The organism is Microbacterium sp. KNMS, from assembly GCF_053851835.1.
Map to the genome: position 1 here is coordinate 53,461 of NZ_JBSQBP010000023.1, position 18,620 is coordinate 72,080.

20 protein-coding genes are annotated in these 18,620 nt (G+C 70.8%); 12 read left to right on the forward strand and 8 right to left on the reverse strand.

Translation table 11 applies throughout. The features are described from left to right. Nucleotides 1–12 precede the first annotated feature (12 nt). Nucleotides 13–1,737, reverse strand: a complete 1,725-nt coding sequence (gene poxB / locus ACWXWW_RS13980; RefSeq protein ID WP_455970404.1) for a ubiquinone-dependent pyruvate dehydrogenase — start codon at nucleotides 1,735–1,737, stop codon at nucleotides 13–15. A 181-nt stretch (nucleotides 1,738–1,918) separates the two neighbouring features. On the opposite strand from poxB, the gene ACWXWW_RS13985 reads away from it, so the two are divergent. Then, entirely contained in the window at nucleotides 1,919–3,391 is a 1,473-nt protein-coding gene (locus ACWXWW_RS13985) for an MFS transporter (RefSeq protein ID WP_455970406.1), read from the forward strand. On the opposite strand, the gene ACWXWW_RS13990 is transcribed toward ACWXWW_RS13985, so the two are convergent. From ACWXWW_RS13990 to ACWXWW_RS14000, 3 genes are all read right to left on the reverse strand, one after another. After that, on the reverse strand, nucleotides 3,388–3,819 hold the full coding sequence (locus tag ACWXWW_RS13990; RefSeq protein ID WP_455970408.1) for a MarR family winged helix-turn-helix transcriptional regulator: 432 nt from the start codon (nucleotides 3,817–3,819) through the stop codon (nucleotides 3,388–3,390). The genes ACWXWW_RS13985 and ACWXWW_RS13990 overlap by 4 nt on opposite strands. Nucleotides 3,820–4,126: 307 nt before the next feature. After that, nucleotides 4,127–4,600 (reverse strand): HD domain-containing protein, encoded by a 474-nt coding sequence (locus tag ACWXWW_RS13995; RefSeq protein WP_455970410.1) that lies wholly within the window; start codon nucleotides 4,598–4,600, stop codon nucleotides 4,127–4,129. 75 nt (nucleotides 4,601–4,675) lie between these two features. Continuing rightward, complete coding sequence (locus tag ACWXWW_RS14000) at nucleotides 4,676–5,968, reverse strand: FAD-dependent oxidoreductase (protein WP_455970412.1); 1,293 nt, start codon at nucleotides 5,966–5,968, stop codon at nucleotides 4,676–4,678. Nucleotides 5,969–6,051: 83 nt separating this feature from the next. On the opposite strand from ACWXWW_RS14000, the gene ACWXWW_RS14005 reads away from it, so the two are divergent. From ACWXWW_RS14005 to ACWXWW_RS14025, 5 genes are all read left to right on the forward strand, one after another. Further along, nucleotides 6,052–6,396 carry an ArsR/SmtB family transcription factor gene (locus ACWXWW_RS14005; protein WP_455970414.1) on the forward strand — a complete coding sequence of 115 codons (345 nt, stop codon included), beginning with the start codon at nucleotides 6,052–6,054 and terminating at the stop codon, nucleotides 6,394–6,396. 84 nt (nucleotides 6,397–6,480) lie between these two features. Continuing rightward, a complete protein-coding gene (locus ACWXWW_RS14010; RefSeq protein ID WP_455970416.1) occupies nucleotides 6,481–6,825 on the forward strand; it encodes a DUF6578 domain-containing protein in 345 nt (114 codons plus the stop codon). Continuing rightward, on the forward strand, nucleotides 6,822–7,253 hold the full coding sequence (locus tag ACWXWW_RS14015) for a DUF1232 domain-containing protein (RefSeq protein WP_455970417.1): 432 nt from the start codon (nucleotides 6,822–6,824) through the stop codon (nucleotides 7,251–7,253). Before ACWXWW_RS14010 ends, ACWXWW_RS14015 begins: the two co-directional genes overlap by 4 nt. A 58-nt stretch (nucleotides 7,254–7,311) precedes the next feature. Further along, on the forward strand, nucleotides 7,312–7,806 hold the full coding sequence (locus ACWXWW_RS14020) for a hypothetical protein (RefSeq protein WP_455970419.1): 495 nt from the start codon (nucleotides 7,312–7,314) through the stop codon (nucleotides 7,804–7,806). A gap of 86 nt (nucleotides 7,807–7,892) precedes the next feature. After that, nucleotides 7,893–8,276: a hypothetical protein gene (locus ACWXWW_RS14025; protein WP_455970421.1), complete on the forward strand. Its 384-nt coding sequence runs from the start codon at nucleotides 7,893–7,895 to the stop codon at nucleotides 8,274–8,276. 12 nt (nucleotides 8,277–8,288) lie between these two features. On the opposite strand, the gene corA is transcribed toward ACWXWW_RS14025, so the two are convergent. Together corA and ACWXWW_RS14035 are read right to left on the reverse strand one after the other, a co-directional pair. Further along, entirely contained in the window at nucleotides 8,289–9,305 is a 1,017-nt protein-coding gene (corA, locus tag ACWXWW_RS14030) for a magnesium/cobalt transporter CorA (RefSeq protein ID WP_421076049.1), read from the reverse strand. A gap of 286 nt (nucleotides 9,306–9,591) precedes the next feature. Continuing rightward, nucleotides 9,592–10,890, reverse strand: coding sequence for an alpha-galactosidase (locus ACWXWW_RS14035; RefSeq protein ID WP_455970423.1), 1,299 nt, complete (start codon nucleotides 10,888–10,890; stop codon nucleotides 9,592–9,594). Between the two features lie 120 nt (nucleotides 10,891–11,010). On the opposite strand from ACWXWW_RS14035, the gene soxR reads away from it, so the two are divergent. The 3 genes from soxR to ACWXWW_RS14050 all read left to right on the forward strand — a co-directional run bounded on the left by soxR (nucleotide 11,011) and on the right by ACWXWW_RS14050 (nucleotide 12,695). Further along, a complete protein-coding gene (gene soxR / locus ACWXWW_RS14040; RefSeq protein WP_271174296.1) occupies nucleotides 11,011–11,478 on the forward strand; it encodes a redox-sensitive transcriptional activator SoxR in 468 nt (155 codons plus the stop codon). Nucleotides 11,479–11,540: 62 nt separating this feature from the next. After that, nucleotides 11,541–12,035, forward strand: coding sequence for a flavin reductase family protein (locus ACWXWW_RS14045; protein WP_421076052.1), 495 nt, complete (start codon nucleotides 11,541–11,543; stop codon nucleotides 12,033–12,035). A 27-nt stretch (nucleotides 12,036–12,062) separates the two neighbouring features. After that, entirely contained in the window at nucleotides 12,063–12,695 is a 633-nt protein-coding gene (locus ACWXWW_RS14050; RefSeq protein WP_455970425.1) for a superoxide dismutase, read from the forward strand. 99 nt (nucleotides 12,696–12,794) lie between these two features. On the opposite strand, the gene ACWXWW_RS14055 is transcribed toward ACWXWW_RS14050, so the two are convergent. Continuing rightward, entirely contained in the window at nucleotides 12,795–14,339 is a 1,545-nt protein-coding gene (locus ACWXWW_RS14055; RefSeq protein ID WP_271174293.1) for an SDR family oxidoreductase, read from the reverse strand. Nucleotides 14,340–14,516: 177 nt separating this feature from the next. Between ACWXWW_RS14055 and ACWXWW_RS14060 the strand changes: the two genes are divergently transcribed. Both ACWXWW_RS14060 and ACWXWW_RS14065 read left to right on the forward strand, forming a co-directional pair. After that, nucleotides 14,517–15,935 carry a hypothetical protein gene (locus ACWXWW_RS14060; protein ID WP_455970427.1) on the forward strand — a complete coding sequence of 473 codons (1,419 nt, stop codon included), beginning with the start codon at nucleotides 14,517–14,519 and terminating at the stop codon, nucleotides 15,933–15,935. 47 nt (nucleotides 15,936–15,982) lie between these two features. Then, the gene (locus ACWXWW_RS14065; protein ID WP_455970429.1) at nucleotides 15,983–17,092 is read left to right on the forward strand and encodes a threonine synthase; all 1,110 of its coding nucleotides are present in this window, start codon (nucleotides 15,983–15,985) and stop codon (nucleotides 17,090–17,092) included. A gap of 14 nt (nucleotides 17,093–17,106) precedes the next feature. On the opposite strand, the gene ACWXWW_RS14070 is transcribed toward ACWXWW_RS14065, so the two are convergent. Then, nucleotides 17,107–17,463: a winged helix-turn-helix transcriptional regulator gene (locus ACWXWW_RS14070; RefSeq protein ID WP_271174290.1), complete on the reverse strand. Its 357-nt coding sequence runs from the start codon at nucleotides 17,461–17,463 to the stop codon at nucleotides 17,107–17,109. 124 nt (nucleotides 17,464–17,587) lie between these two features. Between ACWXWW_RS14070 and ACWXWW_RS14075 the strand changes: the two genes are divergently transcribed. After that, the gene (locus ACWXWW_RS14075; protein WP_282980051.1) at nucleotides 17,588–18,229 is read left to right on the forward strand and encodes an NAD(P)-dependent oxidoreductase; all 642 of its coding nucleotides are present in this window, start codon (nucleotides 17,588–17,590) and stop codon (nucleotides 18,227–18,229) included. Nucleotides 18,230–18,620: the final 391 nt, after the last annotated feature.

Here is an 18,620-nt window from a genome sequence, read left to right on the forward strand (position 1 = left end):
CCCCCGGGAGGCTCAGAACAGCTGGCGCCAGTTCGCCTTCGCGAGGTCGAGGAGCTCGTCGCCGCGGCCGGAGAGGACGGTGCGGATGGCGTAGAGCGCGAATCCGCCGACCTGGTCGGCCGTGATCGTCGGCGGCATCGACAGCTCCTGCCGCTCGGTCACGACGTCGAGGAGCGCTGGCCCGTCGTGGGCGAGGAGCTCCTCGATCGCGGCAGGGAGGGCATCCGACCGCTCCACCCGGATGCCCTTGATGCCGAGCGCGTTCGCGACCGCCGCGAAGTCGGGGTTCTCGAGACCCGTGCCGTAGGTCACGAAGCCGGCGGCCTTCATCTCGAGCTCGACGAAGTTCAGCGACGAGTTGTTGACCACGACGGTCTTCACGGGCAGATCGTTCTGCGTGAGGGTGATGAGCTCGCCGAGCATCATCGCGAGCCCGCCGTCGCCCGCGAGGGCGACGACCTGACGTCCGGGCTGCGCGGACTGCGCGCCGATGCCGTGCAGGAGCGCGTTCGCCATGGATCCGTGGCTGAACGAGCCGATGAGCCGCCGGCGCCCGTTCATCGTCAGGTACCGCGCGGCCCAGACGGTCGGCGAGCCGACGTCCGCGGTGAAGACGGCGTCGTCGGCAGCGGCCTCGTCGAGGAGCCGCGCGAGGTACTGCGGGTGGATGGGGTGCGCCCCGCGGCGCGGCACCGCGAGCTCGTCGAGCTTGCGCCGCGTCTTGACGTAGTGGTCGCGCGCGTCGTCGAGGTGCTGCCGGCTGCGCTTCTCGGAGAGACGGGGGAGCAGCGCCGCCGCGGTCGCCTTGACGTCTCCGACGAGCCCGAGGTCGAGCGGATGGCGGCGGCCGAGCTGGGAGCCGCGGATGTCGACCTGGATCGTCGTCGCGTGCTCGGGGTAGAACTGCGGGTACGGGAAGTCGGTGCCGAGCATCAGGAGCGCGTCGGCGCCCTCCATCGCGCGGTAGCCCGAGGCGAATCCGAGCAGTCCCGTCATCCCGACGTCGAACGGGTTGTCGTACTCGATGAACTCCTTGCCGCGCAGCGCGTGGACGACCGGAGCGGCGAGCCGGTCGGCGAGGGCGACAACCTCGTCGTGCGCGCCCTGGACGCCGGCGCCGGCGAGGATCGTGACCTTCTTCGCGCCGTCGAGCAGTTCGGCCGCGCGGTCGAGCTCGGCGTCGTTCGGCAGGACGACCGGGCGCGCCCGGTCGATGACGGTCACGCGGTCGGAGGCGGCCTCCGCGAGCGCCACGTCGCCGGGGATCACGACGACCGCGACGTCGCGCTCCTGGATGGCCGTGCGCATCGCGATCTCGAGGATGCGCGGCATCTGGCTCGCGTCCGCGACGTACTCGACGTAGGCGCTGCACTCGCGGAACAGCTCCTGCGGGTGCGTCTCCTGGAAGTAGTTCGTGCCGATCTCGGAGGTCGGGATGTGCGCGGCGATCGCGAGCACGGGAACCCGCGAGCGATGGGCGTCGTAGAGCCCGTTGATGAGGTGCAGATTGCCCGGACCGCACGAGCCCGCGACGACGGCGAGGTCGTCGGTCAGCGCCGCCTCGGCGGCCGCCGCGAACGCCGCCGACTCCTCGTGGCGCACGTGGACCCAGCGGATGGACCCGTCCTTGCGGAGCGCGTCGGTGAAGCCGTTGAGCGAGTCGCCGGGGATCCCGTACACGCGCTCGACGCCGTTCGCCCTGAGGGTCGCGACGATGTTCTGGGCGACGTCGGTCATGGGTCGTGCCTCCGTTCGAGCCTGCCTGCGGTACCTCCGACGTTACGCCCGATCCGGAGCCCGGAGGCGGTCCACGGAAATGTCCGAGGGGGCGCGTAGCTTCTCCTCGACAGATCCTCTTGACGACGTACTTGCCTTTTGCAAGTATCCGAACGACGGCGTGCGACGACGGAGAGAGACCATGGCGGACAACCAGACCCATCCCGGCGACGGCAACCCGGCGCCTCCCGAGAACGGCATGCGCAGCTTCCTGCACGTGCTCGTGAACACGGCATTCGCGAACATCACGACGAGCTACCTCTGGTGGGCCCTGACCTTCTGGATCTACCTCGAGACCCGCAACGTCATCGCGACGGGCGTCATCGGCGGCGCCTACATGCTGTTCATCGCGCTCTTCAGCATGTTCTTCGGGACCCTCGTCGACCGCTTCCGCAAGAAGGCGGTCATGGCCTGGGCGACGCTCATCGCGTTCAGCGTCTTCTGCCTCGACGCGATCTTCTTCTTCGTGCTGGGCGAGGAGCGCATCGTCGACCTCACGCAGCCGTGGTTCTGGATCTTCGCCGTCGTCATGCTCGCCGGTGCCGTGGTCGAGCAGCTGCGCAACATCGCCCTCTCGACGACCGTCACGCTGCTCGTGCCCGTCGACCGCCATGCGAACGCGAACGGCATGGTCGGCACCGTGCAGGGCCTCGCATTCCTCGTCACGAGCGTGTTCAGCGGGCTCTCCGTCGGGCTCCTCGGCATGGGCACGACGCTGCTCATCGCTCTCGTCTCGATGGCGCTGTCGCTTCTGCACCTCATGGCCATCCGCATCCCCGAGCGCGAGATCGTGCACGCCGAGGGGCAGACCCGGTGGGTGGATGTCGCCGGCGGGTTCCAGGCGGTGCGCGCGGTCCCGGGGCTGCTCACGCTCGTGCTCTTCACGACGCTGAACAACCTCGTGGGCGGCGTCTACATGGCGCTCATGGACCCGTACGGGCTCGAGATGTTCTCGGTCGAGATGTGGGGCATCTGGCTCGCGGTGGGCTCGACCGGCTTCATCGTCGGCGGCGCGGTGATCGCGAAGCTGGGGCTCGGCAGGAACCCGATCCGCACGATGCTGCTCATCGCCGCGCTCGTCGGCGTCGTCGGGGCGGTCTTCACCCTGAGGGACTGGGCGTGGCTCTACGTCGGCGGCATCTGGGTCTTCATGTGCCTCATGCCCGCCGTCGAGGCGGCCGAGCAGACGGTCATCCAGAAGGTGACGCCGTACGAGAAGCAGGGGCGCGTCTTCGGCTTCGCGATGACCTTCGAAGCGGCCTCGGCGCCCATCACCTCGTTCCTCATCGCGCCGATCGCCCAGCTCTGGGTCATCCCGTACATGCAGACGGACGCGGGTCAACGGCAGTGGGCCTGGCTGCTGGGGGAGGGCGAGGCGCGGGGCATCGCGCTCGTGTTCGTCGCGGCCGGCGTCGTCGCCATCCTGCTGGCGCTCGGCGCGTTCCTCCTGCCGGCCTACCGGATGCTGTCGGCCCAGTTCCTGAAGAGCGACGGCGAAGAGCCGAACGCGGCACCCGAGGCGCCGGCCGCTCCGACGCCAGGGACCGCGGGGCTCGTCGCGACTCCGCACGCGGAAGAGGAGCGGGCCGCGCCGGATCAGTCGACCGACCGCTAGCTTCCCGCGCGGAGCCTCTCGGTGATGTCGAGCAGCGTCCGCAGGTCGTCGTCGTCGAGGCACGACATGCGCTCGGCGATGCTCTTGCCGTGAGCCGCGGCGATCGATCGGAACGCGCGGGCGCCGTCCTCCGTCGCCGTCACGAGGGCGCCGCGCCCGTCGTCGGGGTCGCTGCACTTCGTGACGAGCCCGCGCCCGACCATGCGGTCGACGAGCCGGGAGACGCTCGGCTGGCTGATGAGCATGTTCGCCGTGACGTCGCGCAGCCGCGCCGTCATGTCCGGGGCGCGGGTGACCGTGAGCAGCACGTCGTACTCCGCCTGCGAGAGGTCGCCGCCCACGAAGTCGTTCGAGACGTCCTCGAACACCTCGTGCTGCGCACGGAAGAGGCTCTCCCACGCGGCGATAGCGAGTCTGCGGTCGGCCATGCCTCTCAGGCTAGCGTTCCATGCGCGCCTATAGGAGTTGATCGGGGCGCAGGGGCTCAGCCGGCACAAGTAAGGGCCGGGCGGAGAGGAAGCCGCCCGGCCCTTGTCCCTTGCACCAAGAGTGTCCTGCAATCACATGTCGGCAGCTGCCACAGCAAAACAGCTGCCGTGCGATGACTCTATAACGGGGAGGTAACGGGAGCAACCCTCGGCGTTATCTTCCTGTGATTTCTTCACCGACGCATAGCGATCAGTCAGGCAGCACCTCGACCTGGTGCGGGACCGGTCCTTCGGCGGAGGTCTGGGCTCAGGATGCGAGCGGAGTCGACGGCTGCTCCGCGCGTGCGGGAGCGCCGAGCCCGAGCAGCGCCTGCCCCCGCTCGTACTTCGCGAACAGCACCTCGCGCGTGGCCGCGTCGAGCGCCGCAAGCCGTTCCGGGCGCATGTTGTCGGCGAGGTCGTGCTCCTTCACGGCGCGCGCAAGCGGATTGGCGCGCACGCGGCCGTAGTAGGCCTCGACGGGCTCGTCGTCGCGTATCGAGAGGGCGTCGACAGCCTCGACGACGTGCGCCGGGAACTCCGCGCGCAGGTCCTCGATGGAGGTGTCGGTCTTCTCGAGCACGTCGTGCAGCCATCCGATCGCCGCGAGCACGTGGTCGCCCTCGGCTCGTGCGGCGACGCGTGCGGGATGGTCGACGTACGGGTTCCCGAGGAGGTCGACCTGGTCCGCGTGCGCCGCGCGCGCGAATCTCTCCGCGCGTCGAGCGATCCATCCACTCACGCGTCCATCTTCCATCGTTGACCGATGGACCGCATCCCAGCGTGGGCGAGGGCGGCACCATGGCGCCGTGCTCTTCTACCCCACGGGGGTCGGTCGCGATCCGATCTGCAGGACCGGGGCCGCGCAGCAGCTTCCTCCGCCTTCGTCGAACGCGGCCGCGCCTCCGCAGACACCCGTCTCGGGGAGGGCGAGTTCGTTCCGTGCGGCCGCGTCGTGATCGCCCGCGAGGTGGGCTGCGACGCTGCGCACCTGCTCGTAGCCGGTCAGTGCGAGGAACGTGGGCGCGCGGCCGTAGCTCTTCGCTCCGACGATGAAGAGACCGCGTTCGGGCTGAACGAGCTCGCGCGCCCCGGTCGCGGCGACCGTGCCGCACGAGTGGATGTTCGGGTCGATCTCCGAGGCGATCCCCGCGACGGCCTCGAGGGTCGGGTCGAGGGCGACGCGCAGCCCGGACAGCAGAGACGTGTCCGGCCGGAAGCCGGTGAGGGCGAACACGTGCCCGAGCCCCGCAAGCTGTCGTCCGTCCTCGGAGACGAGGTCGACGCCATCCGCGTGAGCCCGCACCTCCGCGACGCGGAACCCTGCGACGACCTCGACGAGGCCCTCTTCTATCGCGCGGCGCGCGCGGCCTCCGAGCGCGGCGCGCTCGGGCAGCCCGTCGGCGTCGCCGGATCCGAGGACCGCCGCGCCCCGACGCAGCGCCCAGGTGACGACCGTCCCGGGGGTCTTCCTGGCGAGCTCGGCCAGCCGGAGCACGGCGTGCGCTGCCGAGTGTCCCGCGCCGACGACCGCGACCCGGCGCCCCGCGAACGCGGAGACGTCGTCGGGGATGCGATAGGAGATCGCGCCTGCTGCCGAGGTCTCTCCGATGGCGGGAAGCCCGTCGGCACCGGCGGGATTGGGGTGGCTCCAGGTGCCGCTCGCGTCGATCACCGAGCCGGCGAGGATCCGCGCCTCACGACCATCCGCGTCCCTCGTGTGAACGGTGAATGCCTGCTCGTCGCGCCCGGCGTCGACAATGCGGTCGCGTCCGACGCGACTCACGCCGGTCGCCTCGACCTCCGTGCGCACGCGCTCGCCGAGGGCGGCGGCGAGGGGGAGGAGGTAGCGGTCGACCCATTCTGCGCCGGTGGGGTACCCGGTCGTCGGTGCGGTCCATCCGGTCGGAATCAGCAGGCGGCGGGCCGCGGCGTCGATGAGCTCGGGCCAGGCCGAGAACAACCGCACGTGGCCCCATTCCGACACGGCGGCGCCCGCGGCGCGGCCTCTCTCGAGCACGATGACGTCCCGTCCGCGCTCGGTGAGGTGCGCGGCAGCGGCCAGGCCCTGCGGCCCCGCTCCGATGATGACGACCGGAAGCTGCGACATCGGATCTCCTCAGATTGAAAGATGTCAATGTGTCGAGCGTGCCCCACCTATCGAAAGATGTCAATGCGTGCGACACTGGGGACATGAGTCTTCCTGCGGTGATCGACGGGACGGGCACGTGCTGCGTGCCGCCGATCACGTCGATCATGAGCATCGAGGACGCGGAGCGGGTCGCGCGCGTCTTCAAGGCGCTCGGCGACCCGACGCGTGTGAGGCTGCTGTCGCTGATCGCGTCGGCGGATGGCGCTGAGGCGTGCATCTGCGATCTCACGGAACCGGTCGGGCTCTCCCAGGGAACGGTGTCGCACCATATGAAGCTCCTTGCGGAAGCGGGCCTCGTGACGCGTGACCAGCGGGGGAAGTGGGCCTTCTACGCGATCGACAAGGGCGCCCTCGACCAGGCCGCCGCGGCCCTCCGCACCGCATGATCGGCGGAGTCGCACCTGTCCGCGAGCTCGACTGGGACGGCAGTGTGAACATCCGCGATCTCGGCGCCCGCTAGCGTGGGCGCCGTGGTGGACGTGCGAATCGGGGGCTGGGAGCACGAGTGCTGCGGCGAGGCCATCCGGCGCGGCGATCACGTGCGCTGGACATGCGTGCGCAACGGCGAGCGCCTTCACGAGGTTCGCCACGACCTAGACGGCATCGCCGTCGTCGAAGTGGTGGGCACGGTCGCGGACCTGCGCGTGCGTGCGGCGAGCGGCGAGCTCGTGCGGATCGATCGAGTGCCGGACGGCCGCGCGCTGCGGGGCGTCGACGAGGGTGACGAGAGCGTCTTGCGAGACGCCGACACGGGAACGCCCATCGAGGTGCGGGACACCGAGTTCATCGTGACCGTCCGGGAGCAGAATCCATGACGCCGCTGCCGGACTGGCTCGACATCCTCCTCGCGGTGCTCGGCGCGCTCCTCGTCCTGTGGCTCGGGCTCATCGCCATCCTGTGGGTCCAGGCGAAGCGGGCGGGGCGAGACGTGGACTGGCGGGAGGCGGCCCGACTCGTTCCCGACGTGATCCGGCTCATCCGGCGACTGGCGGCGGATCGCACGGTGCCTCGACCGACGCGATGGTGGCTCCTGGGCCTCCTCGGATACCTGCTCCTCCCGATCGATCTCGTGCCCGATGTGATCCCGGTTCTCGGCTACGCGGATGACGTGATCGTCGTCGTGCTCGTGCTGCGGCACGCCATCCGCACGGCGGGGCGAGAGCCGATCGAACGCCACTGGCCGGGCAGCGAGGATGGGCTCGGCAGTCTTCTCGCGCTCCTCGGGATGCGATCTCGCCGCTGAGCCCTGTCCGCCGAAGAGCCGACAGCGCTCGACCCGACGCTCGACGTAGCCTGCCGGGATGAGAACGCGCACGCTGGTCGTCGCCTCGGCTGCCCTGCTTATGCTGACGGGGTGCGCGACCCCGGCCGCCGGCCGCGCGCCATCCGCCTCGCCGACAGCGACCGCCGCGTGCCCCGAGCAGCCGGGTGTCGAGCTGCCTCCCGAGTGCGCCGGCTACGACCCCGAGCACTCGATGGCGCAGAACGACGCCTACCGCCAACGGGGCGAGCTCGACCCGGCGGTCGAGGAGGCGGCGCGCGACATCGCCGAGGCCGCCGCCGATGACCTCGAGGCCCTCCGCACGAGCGGCGAGCCGGTGACCGCGGACGCGGTCGTCGATCTGCTCGAGGCGGAGGGCCTGTCCAGTGTGCAGACCCGCGAGGGCGCCGGGCACGTGCTGTTCGGCGCTGTCGCCGCCACGGGCGGATGCGTGTTCGGCGCGGTCGCGCCGGAGGCCGTCACGATCGACGTCGGCGGGGGCATCGCCGACGGAGGATGCCTGCCGGCGCAGTGAGCGTGCGCGTCGGCTCCGCGGGGAGCAGACCCGGGCACCGTCGCGCCGTCTTCCGCCGTTCCGACGGCGACGCTAGCTTGTGCGCCATGAGCGCACCTCGAGCGGCGACGCACCCTCCTCGACCGACAGCCCTCCACATCGGAGTCGGGCTCATGGTCTTCACGTGCCTCCTGGGGCTCACCTTCGGCATCCTCGGCTTCGTCGATGCATCCGACCACGGCGATGAGGAGGGCGCCGCGCTCTTCCTCATCGCCGCAGCCGTCGTCGTCGTCGACCTCGTGCTGGCGATCCTCGTGTGGTTCGGGCGCATGTGGGCGCGCACCGTGCTGACGGTCATCGTGATCGGCAACATGCTGCTCGGGATCTTCACCGGCCAGGGGCCGACGGGTCTTCTCGGGGTGGCCGCGGTCGCCGTGCTCTACCTCAAGCCGTGCACCGAGTGGCTGCAGGAGGCGCGCCCGTCGGAGTGACGGGCGCGGTCGCTAGAGCCACCGCTTGCGCTTGAACACGCCCCAGAGTGCGAAGCCGAGTCCGACCATGAGGGCGAGTGACAGCGGGTAGCCGTAGGTCCAGTCCAGCTCCGGCATGTGCTCGAAGTTCATCCCGTACACGGTGCCGACGAGCGTCGGCGCGAACAGGATGGCCGCCCACGACGAGATCTTCTTGATCTCCTCGTTCTGCGCGAGATTGAACTCCGTCATCCGGCGCATCTCGTCGTTCTGACGCTGAGCGGCGAGCGTCGCGTCGACCGTCAGCGCGTTCTCGAGGATCGACCGGAAGGCACCCGTGCGATCGGCGATGCGCAGGGCGTGATCGAGCACATCGCGCAGGTACCGCTGCAGCTCGAGGTCGACACGGTACTTGTCGGAGCCGCGCAGGAGAGCTTCGAGCATGGCGACGAGCGGCTGCGTCGCCCGCTGGAAGCCGATGACCTCGCGGGCCAGCTCGTAGATGCGACGCGAAGCCGAGTCGGCGCCCGAGAAGAGCTCGTCCTCGATCTCGTCGATGTCGTTCTCCAGGCCGGCGACCACGGGCGCGTACTTGTCGACGACCTCGTCGAGCACGGCGTACAGCACCGCCTCGGGCCCCATCGCCAGCAGCTGCGGCGAGGCCTCGAGCCGGCGGCGGACGCTCGCGAGATCGGGCGCCTCCGCGTGGCGGATCGTGACGACGAAGTCGGGCCCGACGAACAGGTGGAGCTCGCCGAACTCGACCTGCTCTTCGTCATCGCGGTAGCGCGCCGGCCGGAGCACGACGAAGAGCGTGTCGCCGTAGCGCTCGAGCTTGGCACGCTGGTGCCCCTTGAGCGCATCCTCGACGGCGAGCGGGTGGAGCGAGAACTCGGCGGCGATGGCGCGGATCTCCTCCGCCGTCGGGCGATAGAGCCCGATCCACGCCATGCCGTCGCGATCGCGCATGGTCTCGCGGGTCGCGGTCAGGTCGGCCGGGTCGGCCGTGCGGTGTCCGTCCACGTACACCGCGTTGTCGATCAATGCCATCATCATTCACCTCTTTCTGCTCACTTCGAGGCACGCGCGAGCAGGGCTCCGCACGTGCAGAGAGGCCGCGCGCTCGAGCACGCGGCAGGCGCCGCCGATGGGCGAAGACGTCAGCGAGGAGTGACGCTGATCGACGAAGGCGAATCGGCGGCGCGGCGACTATCACTGGACATCGCGCATCACCTGCCTTCGGATCGGGGAACGGGCATCGAGAGCCGGGAGAATGATACGTCGCGGCTGCCGAGGCGTCAAATTCCGGCGCTCCGTCGGGGGAAGCCCCGACCTCTCAGTGCGCGACGTAGCGGAGGAGTGCGGCTCCGTGCGGTGCGAGGGAGAGGCGGATGGCCGTGCTGCCGTGAGCGACGCCGCGCACGGCAGCATGATCGGTCGCGATCTCGGCACCCGTCCACAGCTCGCGCAGCTCTCCGTCGAGCTGGGCGGGGAGACCGACGTTCTGCGCGTCGAGGGCGATGTCGCGCGCCTCGTCGTGGAGGTTGAACGCGGCGACGTAGCGCTCGCCGTCGGTGCCGTCGGCCGTCCACAGCACGAGGCCGTTCTCGCGGAACACCTCGCGACTCGCCTCGGCGCGCAGCAGCGCGAGCGCGTCGGCGTTCGTGAAGAGCGCGATCGTGGCGGGATCGCTCGTCGGAAGGTCTCCGCCGATCATGAGGGGCGACCGGGCCACGAGCCACAGCGTCATGAGCGAGACCCGCTCGGCGGGGGTCAGGCGGTCGTGACGCGGCTCGCCGCGCTCGGCCCGGATGTCGATCCGGCCGAGCGGCAGCATGTCGCCGTCCGGCCATCCGCTCGCCGACGCGTGCGGCGCCCAGCGCGCGAAACGGGCGAAGTTCGCCTCGACGTCGTGCCAGTCGTCCCACAGGTCGTCGCAGATCCGCCACATCGTCGCGTGCTCGCGGAGGTGATCGAGGCGCGTGAGGGAGAGGTCGCGGCCCGGCGAGAGGCTCAGCTCGATCGGGCGGCCGGTGCGGGCGATGGCGCGCGCGTATGCCTCGATGTCGGCCGCCTGATACGGCCACAGCATGTCGTCGGCCTTGATGAAGTCGACGCCCCACGACGCGTAGAGATCGAGCGTGGAGTCGTAGTACGCCTGCGCCGCGGGGTGGTCATGGTCGAGCCCGACCATGTCGGGGTTCCACTCGCAGGCGTTCGCGGGGTCGGCGACCTCCGACGCGCGCGCGTCGGTGCCCAGGATCGGCGCGTCGGCGGCGACCGCGCGCCGCGGGATGCCCCGCATCGTGTGGATGCCGAAGCGGAGGCCGAGCGCGTGGATGCGCTCGGCCAGCGGCCCGAAGCCCGCGCCGCCGGCCGAACTCGGGAAGCGCCCCGGATCGGGGATGAGCCTGCCGTGCTCGTCCATCGCGAGCGGCGCGTCATCGTTGTACCCGTGCGAGCGCGCGGTCGGATCGGACCAGTCGATGTCGACGACCACCGTGTCCCACCCGTAGGGGAGGAGGTGCTTCGCCATGAACTCGGCATTCGCGAGGACCTCCGCCTCGGTGACGGTGGTGCCGAAGCAGTCCCAGCTGTTCCAGCCCATGGGCGGGGTGGTGCGCGCGAGCGGCATGGTGTCCCTTCATCGGGTTCGCGGGAGGGCACGACGCGGTGCCGCGGACGACGCTACCGGAATTCTCACGTTGGAGGAGACCGGCGATCGGATGGCGCGAGCGCGCTCTACCCTGGACGGATGGCGGAGGTCGAACGCGATCCCGAGCAGCTGCTCACGGTCGGCGAGGTGAGCGCGCGAACCGGAGTCGCCGTGTCAGCGCTGCACTACTACGAGCAGCTCGGACTCATCGCGGCCTCGCGCACGTCGGGGAACCAGCGCCGGTTCCGCCGGCACATGATCCGCCGCATCACGCTGATCGCGGTGGCGAAGCGGCTCGGCATCCCGCTCGCCGACGTCCGCCGAGCGCTTGCCGACGTGCCGCTCGACCGGCGGCCCACGCAGGAGGACTGGCAGCGGGCCTCGCGCGAGTGGAAGCGGGTGCTCGAACGACGGCGGCAGGCGATCGAGCGTCTCGAGCATGAGCTGACCGGCTGCATCGGCTGCGGCTGCCTCTCGATGAACGCATGTCGCCTGCTCAACCCCGACGACGAGCTGGGCCAGGAGGGCGCGGGCGCGCGGCGGCTCGACGTCGACGACGCTTCCTGAGGGTCTGCCGCGATCGGTCGCCGATTTGACCTCAAGTGCACCTGAGGTTCTACCGTCGAAGCATGCACAGCCCATCCGTCGATGCCTTCAAGACCGCGTTCCGTCTGCATCCGGCGGGGATCGCGGTGGTGTCGGCTCGCACAGCGGAGGGGCCCGTGGGGCTCACGGCCTCGAGCGTCGCGTCGGTCGGACTGGACCCGCTCGCCCTCGCGTTCTCCGTGACCCGGTCGCGGGGGAGCGCCGGCGGCATCCTCCGCGCCGAGTCGTTCGTCGTGAACCTCGTCACCGCGCGCCACGTCGAGACCGCGCAGGCCTTCGCGGTCACGGGCGCCGACCGCTTCACTCCCGAGCAGGGGTGGTCGACGCTCGAGACGGGCGAGCCCTACCTCCCGTCGGCGCGCTTCGCGCTGCGCTGCCGGCCTCTGCAGGTGACCCCCGTGGGCGCGTCCTCCCTGGTCCTCGCTGAAGTCCTCGACGTGATCGAAGGGGAGGCCGGCGAGCCGGTCGTCTACTTCGATCGCGCCTTCCACGTCCTCAACCCCACCGCGGTCGGCTGACCGCATCCACCCAGAGAGAAGGAAACGATGCCCGTATACGCACTGCCCGATCTTCCCTACGACTACTCCGCGCTCGCGCCGCACATCTCGGCGCGCATCATGGAGCTGCACCACTCGAAGCACCACCAGGCCTACGTCACGGGCGCGAACACGGCGCTCGAGCAGCTCGCTGAGGCGCGCGAGACGAACAGCCTCGCCAACGTGAACAAGCTCGAGAAGGACCTCGCGTTCAACCTCGGCGGTCACATCAACCACAGCGTGTTCTGGCAGAACATGTCTCCGGATGGCGGCGGAGCGCCCGAGGGCGAGCTCGCGGCCGCGCTCGAGGACGCGTTCGGCTCGATCGACGGCTTCCGCGCGCACTTCACCGCGACGGCTCTCGGCGTGCAGGGCTCGGGATGGTCGGTGCTCGCGTGGGACTCGGTCGGCGCGCGTCCCGTGATCTTCCAGCTGTTCGACCAGCAGGGCAACGCGCCCCTCGGCGTCACGCCGCTTCTCCAGCTCGACGTGTGGGAGCACGCGTACTACCTCGACTACCAGAACGTGCGCGCGGACTACGTGAAGGCGTTCTGGGAGGTCGTCAACTGGGCCGACGTGCAGCGCCGCTTCGAGGCCGCGCGCACGGCGACGTCGGGCCTCATCGTCCCGGCGGCGAGCTGAGCCCTCGCGCAGACGGCGCGCGACTCGCGACACGGCTGCGGCGGGCAGCGCTTCTGGCGCTGCTCGCCGTGCCCGTCGCGGTCGGCGCCGTCGCGAGTGTCATCGGGCGCTGAGGCCGCCGAGCGCCTCCGCAGCCGCCGTGATGCGCTCGGCCATCCCCGCGAAGATGAATCCGTGGAAGGGCAGGACGGCAAGCCAGTAGAGGCGTCCGGCGAGACCGCGCGGGAAGAACACCGCTCGCTGCCGGTACCGGGCGCCGGCGCCGTCCGGCTCGACCCCCAGCTCGAGCCACGCGGCACCCGGGACCTTCATCTCCGCCCGCAGCCGCAGGAGACGGCCGTCCTCGATCGCTTCGACACGCCAGAAGTCGATCGCGTCGCCGACGCGAGCCGCGCTGCGGGAGCGCCGCCCGCGCCGCAGTCCGACCCCGCCCGCAACCCGGTCCATCCAGCCCCGCGCCGCCCAGAGGACGGGTGAGGAGTACCAGCCGTTCTCGCCCCCGATGCCGAGCACGATCTCCCAGACGTCCTCGGCCGAGGCGCGCGTGCAGCGTTCGCGCTCATCGGTGAAGACGGTGCGGCCGGCCCATTCGGGGTCGCTCGGCAGCGGGTCGCTCGGTGCGCCGGAGACCTCGGCGTCCTGCCAGCTCGTCTCGACACGGTCCGCGTCGAGTCGGCCGAGCGCGAGGCGCACCGCCTCGCGATACGGCGTCAGCCCGCCTGCGGGAGGCGGGATGAGGTCGTCGGGCACGCCGTCCTTCACGATGCACTCGTTCTGAAGCGACGCGATCAGCGGGCGCGCGATCGCACGCGGCACCGGAGTGACCAGGTTCACCCAGTGAGATGCGAGGGTCGGCGTGAGCACGGGCAGCGCGGCGATGGCGCGCTGGCGCAGCCCCGCCTCGATCGCGTAGCCGTTCATCATCTGCCCGTATCGGAGCACGTCAGGACCGCCGATGTCGATCGCACGGCTGATCCCGCTGGGCGCCCGTGCGGCTCCGAGCAGATAGTGGAGCACATCGCGGATCGCGATCGGCTGGATGCGGTTCCGCACCCAGCGCGGCGCGGGCATGTACGGGAGGACCTCGGTGAGATGGCGGATCATCTCGAATGATGCCGAGCCGGAGCCGATAACGACGCCCGCCTGCAGCACCAGAGTCGGCACCCCCGAGTTGAGGAGGATCTCGCCGACGGCGACGCGCGAGCGGAGGTGCGGTGAGAGCTCGGCATCGGCGGGATGCAGCCCGCCGAGATAGACGAGGCGGCGGACACCGGCCGTGGCCGCCGCCTTCCCGACGGTCTGCGCCGCGAGCTCGTCTGCGCGCTCGAATCCCCGGCCGGCTCCCATGGAGTGGACGAGGTAGAACAGCACATCGACGTCGTCGCATGCACGCGCGACCGCGCTCGCCTCGGCAGCGGAGCCCTCGACGATCTCCACCTCGTCGCCCCACGGCAGCGATCGTGCACGAGCGGCGTCTCTCACGAGCACGCGCACGCGGTATCCGGCTGCGACGAGCCGCGGCGTCAGCCTGCCGCCGACATAGCCCGTCGCCCCGAGCACGAGCGCGCGAGGTGGTGTGCCGTCCGCTCGCGGAAGCGCGCGCAATGCCGGTTCGTGTCCCGTGGGCGCCGTCAGGTCGATCATCCGCTCAGGCTAGGAGGCCCCGTTCGCCGCCGCCCAGCGCTTGACAGCCGGCGCGACGACGCGATTCCTTGCGCCGAGATGACGGCTGGTTAGAATACCGGTGTTCTGTGCCGGCTGGCACGGGGGAAGACGTGGCCCTGACTGCGGGTCCGCGACCGGATGGCACGGAGAGCAGCTATGACCGCTGGCGAAGACGACGCCGTGGCCGCGTCTTCGCATGGCGGCGCGCGTCGGAGTCGTCGGGAGGGCCTCCCGGAGGCGGTGCCCGTGCGCCGTCTCGACACGGCGCCCGTCGCGCCGCTCATCCTGCCGTCGTACGGGTCCGCCCCGCGTCGCGGCGGTGCCTCGGGCATCGCGGCTCTGCCGTTCGCGGCGCCGGTCACGCCCGTGCGCACCGAGGACGCCGCGAACGGATCGTCGTTCCGCGCGGGTCAGCTCGTCGCCGCAGGCACGGCGGCTGCGGTGATCGCCGCCGTGGCGACCGCGTTCACTCCGGGAGGCGGCGGCGGGACGCTCCTCGGGTCGGGCTTCACCTTCGCTGAGGCACAGCAGGGGACCTACGCGGGCACCCCCGAGGCGGACGGCGAGGGCGGACTCGCCGTCGAGGTGGTCGAGCCGCCCGCCGATGACCTCGAGCCGCTCGGGATCCTGCCGTCGACGCTTCCTGACGACCTGCGCTCGGATGAGCCCGACGATCGCTCCGGCGGCGGAGGCGACGACAACGGCGGCGGCGATGACCCCCAGGACGAGCGCGACGGCGACGACCGAGAGGGGCACGACGACCGGGGCGGCCGAGACGACCATGGGGACGAGGACCAGGACTCGAGCCCGAGCCCCTTCCCGTGGTGGCCCGACTTCGATTTCGATCTCGACGACCCGTCTCCGACGACGAAGCCGCAGCCGTCGCGCGAGCCGAGCGAGCCATCCGACCCCTCGCCGACGCGGGAGCCGTCCGAGCCATCCGAGCCGTCTCCGACCCGGGAGCCGTCCGAGCCGTCTCCGACGAGGGAGCCCTCGGACCCGTCTCCGACACGCGAGCCCTCCGAGCCCTCGCCCACCCGGGAGCCCTCGGAGCCTGCGCCCACGCGCGAGCCGTCCGAGCCGTCCGAGCCGTCTGAGCCGTCGCCGACCCGCGAGCCGTCCGAGCCCGCTGAGCCGTCGCCATCCGAGCCGACAGAGCCGACGGAGCCGACCGAGGAGCCTTCGACGCCGCCCACGAGCGAGCCCTCACAGCCGCCGAGCCCGAGTCTTCCTCCCACGAGTGAGCCCTCTCCGCCGCCCACGAGCGAACCGCCGGCCCCGACGCCGGATGCGGTGGAAGCCGTGGCCATCGTTGGCCTTCGGGCCGAGTCGCTCATCGGCGTGCTGGGAGCAGAGATCGGCACGACGTTCACGGTGAAGGTCGCGGGGGAACCGGGCGAGACAGTCGTTGTCGCGTACGGCAGCACGAGTCACTCCGTGATCCTCGACAGGGGCGGCGAGGCCTGGGCTCCCGCCGGCACCTCGCTGCTAGGGATTTCGAATCCCACCATCAGCGTCTCGTATCCCGGCGGCACGCCCGTGACAGCCAAGCGCGACAGCATCCCTCGCATCTGACTCCCCGCTCGGTAGTCTGCTCGTCCGAGCATCCGAGAGGGGATGACATGGTCGCCGTGTACGTGGATCCTGTCGACGGCCGCACCTATGGTCTGGACACGCCGCGCTGGCGCTCCGACGCGGGGCGGCCCCTCATGGTGAGTGCGCAGCGCGGGATCGCCCGCGACGAGATCGAGACGCGCGAGCGCTCGCTCTGGCGGTATCACGCCGCGCTCCCCGTCGACATCGCGCATCCGATCACGCTCGGCGAGGGGTGCACGCCGCTCGTGGAGCGGGAGTGGGGGCGCCATCGTCCGCTCTTCAAGCTCGAGTGGTTCAGCCCGACGGGGAGCTTCAAGGACCGCGGATCGAGCGTCATGCTGTCGTACCTGCGCGAGCGCGGAGTCGAGGCCGTGCTCGAGGACAGCTCCGGGAACGGCGGATCGTCGATCGCCGGGTACGGCGCGGCCGGCGGGATGGGGGTGCGCATCTTCGCGCCGGCCTCGACGTCTCCCGCGAAGATCGCGCAGGTGCGCGCATACGGTGCCGAGGTCGAGCTCGTCGACGGGCCGCGGGAGGCCTCTCAGGAAGCGGCGATCCGCGCATCCGACGAGACGTTCTACGCGAGCCACAACTGGCAGGCCCTCTTCCTCGAGGGGACGAAGACGCTCGCCTACGAGCTCTGGGAGGACCTCGGGTTCCGCGCGCCCGACAACGTCATCGTGCCGGTCGGCGCCGGGAGCAGCCTGCTCGGGTGCTGGCTCGGCTTCCGCGAGCTGCATTCCGCCGGTCAGATCGAGCGGATGCCGCGGCTGTTCGCCGCGCAGCCCCGGGGATGCTCCCCGGTGGTCGCCGCGCTCTCGGGAGAGCGGCACGCGCATGCGCCGACGATCGCCGAGGGCACGGCCATCCGATCGCCTCTCCGCCTCGACCAGATGCTGCAGGCGCTCCGCGAGACGGATGGCGCGGCTCTCGCGATCTCGGAGGAGGGCATCGTCGCCGCCCTGCGCGCGCTGTGCGATCGCGGGCTGTTCGCCGAGCCGACCAGCGCGCTCGCCGCGGCCGCCTTCGACGAGCTCGTCGCGCGCGGGGCGATCCGTGACAGCGAGACGACGGTCGTCATGCTCAGCGGCTCGGGGCTCAAGGCGGCCGAGACGATCCGGTCGCTGCTGTCCTGAGGCGTCCGGTGGCGTCAGGCGGCGTCGGCCTGCTGGCGCGCCTCGAGCACGTCGGGCATGTGCGTCGTCGCCCAGGTCTCGAGCGCGCGCAGCGGCTCGCGCAGGCTGCGTCCGAGGTCGGACAGCTCGTAGACGACGCGCGGCGGCACCTCGGCGTACACGGTCCGCGTCACGAGTCCGTCGCGCTCCAGTGCACGGAGCGTCTGCGTGAGCATCTTCTGCGAGATGCCCTCGATGCGGCGGGCGACCTCAGAGAAGCGAAGCGGCCCGTCCTCGAGCGTGCCGAGGACGAGAGCGGTCCATCGGTCGCCGATGCGGTCGAGCAGCTGCCGGCTGGGGCAGTCCTTGGCGTAGGGGTTCCACGCGTCCATCACGCCTCACTTACGTCGCGGTGACCAGGGCACGGAAAAGTGCCTGCTTCCCCACAGTAACAGGCTCTCCTAGAGTGACTATTGCGCGGTGATCGCCGCGGACCGACTACAGGAGGACATCCAGATGACACGTATCGCCGTCTTCGGAGGAACCGGCTTCGCCGGAGGGCACATCGTCGAGAACGCCGTGGGGCGCGGACACGAGGTGATCTCGTACAGCCGGTCGGTTCCCGCGACGACGATCGAGGGCGTCGACTACCGGACGGGGTCGATCGCCGATGCCGACACGGTGAAGCAGGCCGTCGCGGATGCCGACGTGGTGATCAGCGCCGTCGCCCCGCGGGGCGACATGGAGGGCGCGGTCGCGCCTGCCATCGCCCAGCTGGCCGAGGCCGCGCGCGCGGCCGGCACGCGGATCGGCGTGATCGGCGGCGCAGGGTCGCTGCACGTGTCGGAGGGCGGGCCTCGCGTGCTCGACAGCGGATTCCCGGAGGCGTTCAAGGCAGAGGCCCTTGAGATGACGGATGTCCTGGAGGCGCTCAAGGCCTCGCCCGAGGACCTGGACTGGTTCTTCATCAGCCCCGCGGGCGGGTTCGGCGCATTCAACCCCGGCGAGGCGAAGGGCACGTACCGTCTCGGCGGCGATGTGCTTCTCGTGGACGAGGGCGGGGAGTCGTTCATCTCGGGTGCCGACCTCGCGCTCGCGATCGTGGATGAGATCGAGGCGCCGAAGCACCACCGCAAGCGCTTCACGGTCGCCTACTGACAGCTGGGGACGCTGGGGAGAGGCGGGGCGGTCGCGATGGCGGGCGCCCCGCCTCGGCGCAGGAGCGCGACACGCCCGACGCTGACCTCGGTTTGCCCGACCCCACCGATCCGCGTAATGTATTCCCTTGTCGCCGCCAAGCGGTGAGGTTGAGCCGGAAGGTTCCCCGCCCCAGGTCTGCGACAGAAGCTACCTCGAAGAAGAGACGCACTCGTGCGTCGACTCGAAGGGGTGGCGGTCGTTCTCTCGAGCGGCTGCGATCGACACGGCGTGTCGGATTCGCATCCTGGTGAGAGAGCGGCTAGGATAGAGAAGTTGCCCCGGAGGGCCGCGGCGGGAGTCGTGGGGCTGGGTGCGTCTGATCCTTGAGAACTCAACAGCGTGCACTTGT